The following is a 9,494-nucleotide window of genomic DNA, read 5'->3' as shown; positions in this document are numbered from 1 at the left end:
TGAGCGGGGCGGCGGGTGGGGTGAAGCGCCCGAATTCACTTCGGGCGCGAGGGGCGGGCGACGGCCCGCCCCTCCTAGATGGTCAAGGCCCGTCGATTGTTCGACGGGCCTTGACCCGTCGTCCGCGCCCGCGCAGCCCTGGGGCATCAGCGGCCGGAGGCGACGCGCGCCATGCGCGCCCGAGGCGCCGGCGCGGGCGGCGTGACCGTCGCGGCCGGTCCCGCCGGGACCACCTGCACCTGGACCTGCTGCGCGCCGTGCTGTTCGCCCGCGCCCTGCGTCCGTCCGCCGCCGAGGACGGCGACCGTGAGGAGAACGGGAGCGAACAGGAACCGATACAAGGCCATGGCGGGGGCTCCAGCAGGCGGCGGGCGGGAGAAGAGCTTCCCTGCACGGTTAGGCATGGAGCGATCCGGGCACAAGCGGCCACGGATGGGGGGACGCCGCGCGGCGCGTTGTTCTATACTCGGCAGCCCATGTCCATGATCATCGACGGCAAGCAGATCGCGGCGAAGGTGAAGGCCGAGGTGGCCGAGGCCGTGAAGGCCCTGAAGGCGAAGGGCGTCCACACCGGCCTCACGGTCGTCCGGGTCGGAGAGGACCCCGCCTCCGCCATCTACGTCCGTGGCAAGCGCAAGGACTGCGAGGAGGTCGGGATCCGCTCCGAGGAGCACCACCTCCCGGCGACCGTGACGCAGGCGGACCTGCTCGCGCTCATCGGAAAGCTCAACGCCGACCCGAGCGTGCACGGCATCCTCGTGCAGCTCCCCCTCCCGAAGCACGTGGACGAGCGGGCGATCCTCGACGCGATCCTGCCGGCCAAGGACGCCGACGGGTTCCACCCGTTCAACGTGGGCGCGCTCTCCATCGGCATCCCCGGCGTCCCCCGCCCGTGCACGCCGGCGGGCGTGATGCGCATGCTCGAGGAGGCGAAGGTCGACCCGAAGGGGAAGCGCGCCCTCGTCGTCGGGCGCTCGAACATCGTCGGCAAGCCCATGGCGATGATGCTCCTCGAGAAGCACGCGACGGTGACCGTCGCCCACTCGCGCACCCAGGATCTCGCCGGCGAGGTGGCGCGGGCGGACATCCTCGTCGCCGCCATCGGCAAGGCCGAGTTCGTCAAGGGCGACTGGATCCGCGAGGGCGCCGTCGTGATCGACGTGGGGATGAACCGGCTCCCGGACGGGAAGCTCGTCGGCGACGTGGAGTACGCGGCCGCCGCGCGGCGCGCCTCGGCGATCACGCCGGTGCCGGGCGGGGTCGGCCCGATGACCCGCGCCATGCTCCTCGTGAACACCGTCGAGCTCGCCCGGCGCACGCTGGGGTGAGCGCCCGGGGCGCGCTCGCGGCCGCGATCGCGCTTGTCGCGCTCGTCGCGCTGGGCGGCTGCCGCGCGGGTGACGACGCCGCCGCGTTCACCATCCGCGCGGGCGCTGCCCTCCGCCCCGCCCCCGCGCCTCCGCCCCTCGCCGCGCCCGCCGTCCGGGCCCTGCACCTCGCCGACTTCGGCGACCGGACCCGGCAGCAGGCCGCCGTCGCCGTGGCGCACCGTCGCGCCCCGTTCGACCTCGCGCTCTTCCCAGGCGACAACCTGTACGACTGCGGACCGGACGCGCGCCTCCCCGGCGCGGCCTCCTGCGTGTTCGCCCCGGACGGCAACGCCGTCGCGCCCGGGTTCGCGCCTCCCGCGGATCGGACGTTCGCCCGGCACGAGGAGCCCCTCGCGCCCCTCGCCGCCGCCCCGCACCCCGCGCAGGTCTGGCTCGCCCTGGGCAACCACGACGTCGCGCCGTGCGGCGGGGGCGCGTCGATCCAGCGGCTGAAGGCCTGCCTCGAGGTCGCCCACGCGTCGCCGACCTGGGCGATGCCAGGGCGGCACTACGTCGTGGACGAGGGGCCGGCGCGGTTCGTCTTCGTGGACTCGAACCTCCTGGGCGGCGACTACGGCGGCTTCTCCTTCGACGACGAGGTCGCGTTCGTCGCCCGCGCGGCGGCAGGGTGCGGCGAGCGGCTCTGCTTCGTCGTCGGTCACCAACCGCCGGCGCTGGCCGGGACGCACCGCGACGAGCCCCGCCAGGCGCTCCAGGCGGCGCGCACGGCGCGGCTCCTCGCCGCCGGCCGAGGCCGCATCCGGGCCTGGCTCGGGGGCCACGACCACGACCTGCAGCACCTGCGGACCGCGGAGGGGCTGGACGTCCTCGTCTCGGGGAACGGCGCGCGCGCCCGCCCCGGCGAGCGCTTCGAGGTCGCCTCCCCCGGCGCTTCGCTCCTGTTCGCGTCCGGCCGCTGGGGCTACGGCGTGCTCGAGGTCGGGTCCGACGGCTGGCGCTACCGGTTCGAGGGAGGCGACGGCGCGCCCCTGTACTGCTGCGCGGCGACCCGCACCGGGCCTTGCGAGCCGGTCTCCTGCGCCGCGGCGCCACGGCCCCCTTCCGGTCCGTGACGCGGCGGCCGGGCGCACTTGCGGCCGCGATCCCCGTTGGATACTGCAATAGACCGCCGGCGCGACCACGGAGCGCTGCTTGACCGTCGGGTCTGCCCCGATAGAATTTCGCCCGCCCGCACCATCGACGCCCCGAGGCCCCATGGCCCAGCGCACGCCTCTCCACGACGTCCACGTTCGCTCCGGCGCGCGGATGGTCGAGTTCGCGGGCTGGGACATGCCCGTGCAGTACGCGGGGCTCCTCGCCGAGCACGCCGCCGTGCGAGCGCGGGTCGGCCTCTTCGACGTCTCGCACATGGGCGAGGTCGTGATCCGCGGTCCGCGGGCGCTCGAGGCGCTGAACCGGGTCTTCACGAACGATCTCTCGAAGGTGGTGGACGGCCAGGCGCAGTACGGCTGCCTGTGCCGCGAGAGCGGCGGGATCGTGGACGACGTGATCGTCTACCGCCGCGCCGCCGACGACCTGCTCGTCTGCGTGAACGCCGCGAACCGCCAGAAGGACTTCGAGTGGCTCGCGGCCCACGCGGGCGGCGCGGACGTCCGGAACGAGTCCGACGCCTGGGCGCAGCTCGCGGTGCAAGGGCCGCGGGCGGCCGCGGTCGTCCAGCGGCTCACGAAGCTGGACCTGTCCCAGCTCCGGACGTACCGGTTCGGCCGGGGGGACGTGGCGGGCGTCGCCTGCGTCGTCGCGCGGACCGGCTACACCGGCGAGGACGGGTTCGAGCTGTTCTGCCCGTCGGCCGACGGCCCGCGCCTGTGGGACGCCGTGCTGGAGGCGGGCCAGCCGGACGGGATCGCGCCCTGCGGCCTGGGCGCCCGCGACACGCTCCGGCTCGAGATGGCGTACCGGCTCTACGGCGCGGACATGGACGACACCACCACGCCGCTCGAGGCGGGGCTCGCCTGGGTGGTGAAGCTCGACAAAGGGGACTTCGTCGGGCGCGACGCGCTCGTCCGGCAGCGCGAGCAGGGGCTGACCCGCAAGCTCGTCGGCTTCCAGCTCGTCGAGCCCGGGATCGGCCGGCACGGCTACCCGGTGCTCCAGGACGGACGGAAGGTCGGCCAGGTGACGAGCGGCACCCGCAGCCCCTCCCTCGGGACGTCGATCGGCCTCGCCTACGTCCCGCCGGCGCTCGCCGCGGAGGGATCCTCGTTCGCCGTCGAGATCCGCGGCAAGCCGGTCGCGGGGCGGGCCGTCAGGACGCCGTTCTACACGCGCAAGTGACGATCCTTGGAGGGAGTGACATGGAAATCCCGGACGAGCTCCTCTACACCCGCGATCACGAGTGGGCGAGGCGGAAGGGCGTTCACGTCGTGGTCGGCATCACCGACTTCGCCCAGGATCAGCTCGGCGACGTCGTGTTCGTCGAGCTGCCGGCGGTCGGCGACCCCGTGAAGAAGGGCGAGTCCTTCGGCGTCGTCGAGTCCACCAAGGCGGTGTCGGAGCTGTTCGCCCCGGTCAGCGGGAAGGTGGTCGAGGTGAACGACCCCCTCGCCGACGCGCCCGAGACGATCAACGAGGACCCGTACGAGGAGGGGTGGCTGATCGTCGTCGAGCCCGCCGATCCCGGGGAGCTCGACGGGCTGATGGACGCCAAGGCGTACAAGACGTTCGTGGAGGAGCAGGACTAGGCAGGGCCCGGCGCGCGACATCGCCGGCGCCGCCGCGGAGGCTCGCCTTGCGCTACCACCCTCACACCCCCGAGGACGTCCGGGCCATGCTCGACGCCATCGGGGTGAAGAGCGTCGCCGAGCTGTTCCGGTCGATCCCCGAGCCGCTCCGCCTCGCCCGCCCCCTCGACCTCCCGCCCGCCCTCGACGAGATCTCGCTCCTCGCCGAGCTCCGGCGCCTCGCCGGGCGGAACGACACCCGCCACCCGCCCTTCGCCGGCGCGGGCGCGTACCCGCACCACGTCCCCCCCGTCGTCGATCAGCTCCTCCTCCGGGGCGAGCTCTTCACGGCGTACACGCCGTACCAGCCGGAGATCTCGCAGGGGACGCTCCAGGCGATCTTCGAGTGGCAGACCTTCGTCGCGCTGCTCACGGCGCTCGACGTCTCGAACGCGTCCATGTACGACGGCGCCACCGCGACCGCCGAGGCCGCGCTCATGGCGGCGCGCATCACCGGGCGGCACGAGATCGTCGTCTCCGAGGCGGTGCACCCGGAGTACCGGAGGGTCCTCGCGACCTACCTGCGGGCGAAGCACGACGCCCTGGTCACGGTCCCCTTCGGAGCCGACGGGCGGACCGACCTCGCCGCGCTCGAGCGGGCGGTGGGCGCCGCGACGGCTTGCGTGATCGTCGGGTACCCGAACTTCTTCGGGATCGTGGACGCGCTCCCGGAGGCGGCGGCGATCGCGCGGCGCGCGGGTGCGCTCACCGTCTCCGTCACCGCCGAGGCGGTGGCGCTCGGGCTGCTGCAGGCCCCCGGCGCCCTCGGCGCGGACGTCGCCGTCGGGACGTTCCAGAGCTTCGGCAACCCGCTCTCGTTCGGCGGCCCGGCGCCCGGCTTCTTCGCCACGCGCGACGCCTACGTCCGCCAGATGCCGGGCCGGATCTGCGGCGCCACCGTGGACACGCAGGGGCGCCGCGGCTTCGTCCTCACGCTCTCGACGCGCGAGCAGCACATCCGCCGCGAGAAGGCGACCTCGAACATCTGCACCAACTCCGGCCTGTGCGCCCTCGCCGCGACGATCCACCTCGCCCTCCTCGGCCGGAGCGGGCTCGCCGATCTGGCCCGGCTGAACCACGGCCGCGCGCGGCTGCTCCGGGACGCGATGCGCCGGGCCGGGTGCGACACCGTCTTCCCCGGGCCGATCTTCAACGAGCAGGTGTTCGACGTCGGCGACGCGGAGGCGGTGGTGGCGAGGCTCGCGCGACGCGGGATCGTCGCCGGCGCGCCGCTCGCGCGCTGGTACCCGGACGCGCCGCGCGCGAAGGGCGCGCTCCTCTGCGTCGCCACCGAGCTGCACGACCCCGAGCTCGTCGAGCTCTTCGCCCGCGAAACGAGGCGCGCGCCATGACCGACCCGGCCGGCCGGAAGCCCAGCACGGAGCGGGGCGACGCCTCGGCGGCGAGCGCGGACGGCGCGACGCGCGGCCTCGTCCACGAGGAGCCGCTGCTGTTCGAGCAGGGCGCGCGGGGACGCACCGGCGCCTCGCTCCCGCCGGCGCCGGCGGGGCTCGATCCGGCGCAGGAGATCCCAGCGGCGCTGCTGCGCCCGTCCCTCGAGGGGCTCCCGGAGCTCTCCGAGCTGGAGGTCGTCCGCCACTTCACGCGGCTCTCGACCTGGAACCACGGCATCGACACCGGCTTCTACCCGCTCGGCTCCTGCACGATGAAGTACAACCCGCGGTCGAGCGAGGCGCTCGCGCGCCTCCCCGGGTTCGCGGACCTGCACCCGCTCGCGCCGCCCGAGCTCGCCCAGGGCGCGCTCGAGCTCATGCACCAGCTCGAGCGGGCGCTCTCCGAGATCGCCGGCTTCGACGCGACCACCCTCGCCCCCGCCGCCGGCGCGCACGGCGAGCTCTGCGGGCTGATGATCGTCCGCGCGTGGCACGCGTCGCGGGGGAACCCGCGGAAGAAGATCCTCGTCCCGGACACCGCGCACGGCACGAACCCGGCCTCCTCTGCGCTGAACGGCTACGCCGTGGTCCAGCTCGCCTCCGGCCCGGACGGGCGGCTCACCCCCGAGGCGGTGCGCGCGGCGATGGACGAGGACGTCGCCGCGATCATGATCACCAACCCGAACACCCTCGGGATCTTCGAGGGCCACGTCGCCGAGATCGCCGCGATCGTCCACGCGAGGGGCGGCCTGGTCTACGGCGACGGCGCGAACATGAACGCGCTCCTCGGCGTGGCGCGCCCCGGCGACATGGGGTTCGACGTCATGCAGTACAACCTCCACAAGACGTTCGCGACGCCGCACGGCGGGGGCGGCCCGGGGTCCGGGCCGGTCGCGGTGAAGGCGGCCCTCGCGCCCTTCCTCCCGCTGCCGGTCGTGGTGAAGGAGGGCGCGACCTACCGCCTCGTGACCGACGCGCGGGAGCGGCCCCAGACGATCGGGCGCCTGCGGGAGTTCTGGGGCAACTTCGGGATGTTCGTCCGGGCCTGGGCCCTCCTCCGCGAGTACGGCCCCGAGGGCGTCCGCGCCACCGGCGAGCTCGCGGTGCTGAACGCGAACTACCTGCGCGCCCGGCTCCGCGACACCTTCCACCTGCCCTACGAGGCCGACTCCCTGCACGAGGTGGTCTTCGACGACCAGCGCCAGCAGGCGAGCGGCGTGAGCACGATGGACGTCGCGAAGGCGCTCATCGACCACGGGTTCCACCCGCCGACCATCTACTTCCCCCTGGTCGTGCACGGCGCGCTCATGATCGAGCCGACCGAGACCGAGTCGAAGGAGACGCTCGACGGGTTCGTCGCCGCGATGCGCGAGATCGCGGAGCGGGCGCGGACGGATCCCGAGGCGCTGCGCGCGGCGCCGCTCCTGCCGTTCCGCGGCCGCCTCGACGAGACCCGGGCGGCGCGGAAGCCGGTCCTGCGCTGGCGGCCCGGCATGAAGGTCGAGTAGCCCCGCCCGCGCCTCGCCCCGTGGGGGGAGCCGCGATGGTCGGACCCGGCGGGGGCCGCGCTCGTTTGAGCCGCGATCGTCCTGGACGCGATCTATGATCGGGAGCGTCGCACCCCCGCGGCGGGGTGCGCCGGGAGGCTCACATGTCGCGCACGCGCCCGATCGTCCTCCTCTCGCTCCTCGCGCTGCCGGCGCTGGCGGCGGCCCAGTACGATCCGAACTCGCCCGTGCCGCCCCCGCCCCCGCCCCCCGGACGGCCGCGTCGCCCGCCGCCTCCGCCGCCCCCGCCGGCCGCGTACGCACCGCGCGAGACCGGGCTCACCCTGAGCGCGCGGCTCGGGTACGGCTCGCCGGTCGGGAAGATCTCGAACGAGGGCGATCCCCGCCTCGACGACCTCATCGACTACAAGATCCCCATCTGGCTCGAGATCGGGTACCGCTTCAACCCGGCGGTGTGGGGCGGCTTCTACGTCGAGCTCGCGCCGATGTCGGTGAACTCCAACTTCTGCCTGGCGGGCCGCTCCTGCGACGCCGGCAGCATCCGCTTCGGGGTGGACATGCAGCTCCACCTGCAGCCGCGCGGGCAGGTCGATCCGTGGTTCGGCATCGGCATCGGCGGCGAGTTCGTCTCGATCGACGCCTTCGACGCCACCGTCAACGACATCTCGACGTTCAGCTATCACGGCCTCGAGCTGCCGCTCCTCGAGGGCGGCGTCGACCTCGCGGTCACCCCGCGCTTCACCCTCGGGCCGTTCGTCTCGTACAGCTTCGCCCGGTACATGGGGGCCGACGTCTCCACGCCGGGGTTCGCCGACGAGTCGTTCGACATCCACGACCGCACCTGGCACGGCTGGGTCGAGGTCGGCCTGAAGGGGACGTTCAAGCTCTAGGCGCGGCCGCGCTCCGGCGCGAAGCGGCGCCACATCATCGCGAGCCCGGCCGAGAGGACCAGCGCAGCGGCGAGCGCCCACGGGGTCCCGGGCGCGTCGCGCACGCGGACCACGATCGCCGGCGAGGTCCGGAGCTGCCGGAGCTGGAGCGGGCGGTTCCCGGCGAGGGGCAGCTCGCCGTCCGCGCCGAGCCAGCGCGCCGCGTCGAGGCCCGTCGGCCCGCGCGCGCGCACGAGCACCGCGCCGGACACGACCCGGAGCACCTCGATCCGCTCGCCCGCGAGCGCGCAGCCCTGCCCCTCCGCGAGGACGCAGGCCTCCGTCCCCGAGACCAGCTCCGCGACCGGGACGCGCCCGAGGTCGGACAGGAGCGCGAGGCGCGCGCCGCCCGCCGTCGCGAGGGGGGCGTTCCAGCCGACGGTGGCCGTCCGCTCGCCGCCGTCGCCGTCGCGGACCACCACGCGCGCCCGGGCGCTCCTCGGCATCCCGCCGGGCAAGGCGTCCACGTCGAGCGACGCGAGCCGTGCCGCCCCGAACCCCGGGAGCGGCTGCCAGCCCTCCGCGAGCAGCACCTCGCCGCGATCGCCCCCGAAGAACCCGCCGGCGACGTGCGCCACGAGCGCGAGGAGGAAGCCCACGTGCACCACCGACGCGCCGTACGCTGCGGGCGCGCGGACGCCGGCGCGCCAGCGGCGGCGCACGGTGTCCCACGTCGCGAGCAGCGCGTTGACCGCGTAGAGCGCGGCGACCGGCACGAGGAGGTACAGCCAGAGGTGGACCCAGGACGGCGGGGCGAAGAAGCCGCGCAGGTCGTCCATGGCGACGTGGGCCGACGCGCCGTCGCGCGTCGCGGCGAGGACGAAGGACCCGATCGCGAGGAGGAGCACCGTCGCGAACCCGCAGCACAGCCCGAGCCCCTGGGAGCGGAGCCACGCCAGCCCGTCCCGGCGCTCCGGCGGCTCGCCGACGCCCGGCGCGCGCTCGGGCCGCGGCGCGGGACGGCGCGCCGACTCCGCTTCGAGCTCAGAAGGCATGGGTGGACCGCCCGAAGAAGAACGACGTGCCCACGTACGCCACGAGCACGAACGCGAAGCCGACCACGGCCAGGGCGGGCCGGAGCCAGCTCCGCCCGTGCAGCGACGGCGTGAGGCGCAGGTGCAGGAAGGTCGCGTAGTGGAACCAGAGGATCACCGACCAGATGATCTTCGGGTCCCACATGAACCACGCCCCCCACGCGACCACGCCCCACACGCCGCCGGTGATCATCGACAGCGACCAGAGCCCGAACCCCCAGAGCGCGAGCCGGTCCACCAGCCCCACCCACTCCGCGCTCCGGTCCCGCGCCCACGCGACCGCCGCCGCGGCGGCCGCCGCCCAGGAGGCGTAGGCGAGGAACGAGAGCGGGACGTGCAGCGGGTACCAGATCGTCCGCATGAGCGGCGGCGGCCAGCGGAGATCGCCGGGCATCGAGAGCGCCGCGCCGAGCGCGGCGGCGAGGACGGCGAGGAGCGGCGCCAGGTAGGCGCGCGCGGGCCGGAACGCGAGGACGCCCACCAGCGCCGTCGCGAGGGCGGCGGCGTTGAACGAC

10 protein-coding genes are annotated in these 9,494 nt (G+C 74.6%); 7 read left to right on the top strand and 3 right to left on the bottom strand.

Translation table 11 applies throughout. The features are described 5' to 3' along the window. Positions 1-146 precede the first annotated feature (146 nt). A complete protein-coding gene (locus MNZ27_RS22040) occupies positions 147-347 on the bottom strand; it encodes a hypothetical protein (protein WP_242396224.1) in 201 nt (66 codons plus the stop codon). Between the two features lie 129 nt (positions 348-476). Here MNZ27_RS22040 and folD point away from each other — a divergent pair, with 129 nt between their 5' ends. From folD to MNZ27_RS22005, 7 genes are all read left to right on the top strand, one after another. Next, positions 477-1,328 (top strand): bifunctional methylenetetrahydrofolate dehydrogenase/methenyltetrahydrofolate cyclohydrolase FolD, encoded by an 852-nt coding sequence (gene folD / locus MNZ27_RS22035; RefSeq protein ID WP_242396223.1) that lies wholly within the window; start codon positions 477-479, stop codon positions 1,326-1,328. Beyond that, positions 1,325-2,443: a metallophosphoesterase gene (locus tag MNZ27_RS22030; RefSeq protein WP_242396222.1), complete on the top strand. Its 1,119-nt coding sequence runs from the start codon at positions 1,325-1,327 to the stop codon at positions 2,441-2,443. The genes folD and MNZ27_RS22030 overlap by 4 nt, the downstream gene beginning before the upstream one ends. Before the next feature lie 142 nt (positions 2,444-2,585). Continuing rightward, positions 2,586-3,668, top strand: a complete 1,083-nt coding sequence (gcvT, locus tag MNZ27_RS22025; RefSeq protein WP_242396221.1) for a glycine cleavage system aminomethyltransferase GcvT — start codon at positions 2,586-2,588, stop codon at positions 3,666-3,668. A 20-nt stretch (positions 3,669-3,688) separates the two neighbouring features. Next, positions 3,689-4,075, top strand: coding sequence for a glycine cleavage system protein GcvH (gene gcvH / locus MNZ27_RS22020; RefSeq protein WP_242396220.1), 387 nt, complete (start codon positions 3,689-3,691; stop codon positions 4,073-4,075). 47 nt (positions 4,076-4,122) lie between these two features. After that, positions 4,123-5,466, top strand: coding sequence for an aminomethyl-transferring glycine dehydrogenase subunit GcvPA (gene gcvPA, locus MNZ27_RS22015; protein WP_242396219.1), 1,344 nt, complete (start codon positions 4,123-4,125; stop codon positions 5,464-5,466). Next, entirely contained in the window at positions 5,463-7,016 is a 1,554-nt protein-coding gene (gene gcvPB / locus MNZ27_RS22010; protein WP_242396218.1) for an aminomethyl-transferring glycine dehydrogenase subunit GcvPB, read from the top strand. Before gcvPA ends, gcvPB begins: the two co-directional genes overlap by 4 nt. Before the next feature lie 143 nt (positions 7,017-7,159). After that, on the top strand, positions 7,160-7,906 hold the full coding sequence (locus MNZ27_RS22005; protein ID WP_242396217.1) for a hypothetical protein: 747 nt from the start codon (positions 7,160-7,162) through the stop codon (positions 7,904-7,906). On the opposite strand, the gene MNZ27_RS22000 is transcribed toward MNZ27_RS22005, so the two are convergent. Both MNZ27_RS22000 and ccsA read right to left on the bottom strand, forming a co-directional pair. After that, positions 7,903-8,940: a cytochrome c biogenesis protein ResB gene (locus MNZ27_RS22000; protein ID WP_242396216.1), complete on the bottom strand. Its 1,038-nt coding sequence runs from the start codon at positions 8,938-8,940 to the stop codon at positions 7,903-7,905. The genes MNZ27_RS22005 and MNZ27_RS22000 overlap by 4 nt on opposite strands. Further along, on the bottom strand, positions 8,930-9,494 hold a 565-nt coding region (gene ccsA, locus MNZ27_RS21995; RefSeq protein WP_242396215.1), incomplete at its 5' end, for a cytochrome c biogenesis protein CcsA. The genes ccsA and MNZ27_RS22000, both read right to left, overlap by 11 nt.

Source organism: Anaeromyxobacter oryzisoli (assembly GCF_022690765.1).
In the GTDB taxonomy this organism is placed as follows: domain Bacteria; phylum Myxococcota; class Myxococcia; order Myxococcales; family Anaeromyxobacteraceae; genus Anaeromyxobacter; species Anaeromyxobacter oryzisoli.
This window is presented reverse-complemented; position numbering and strand designations above follow the sequence as displayed.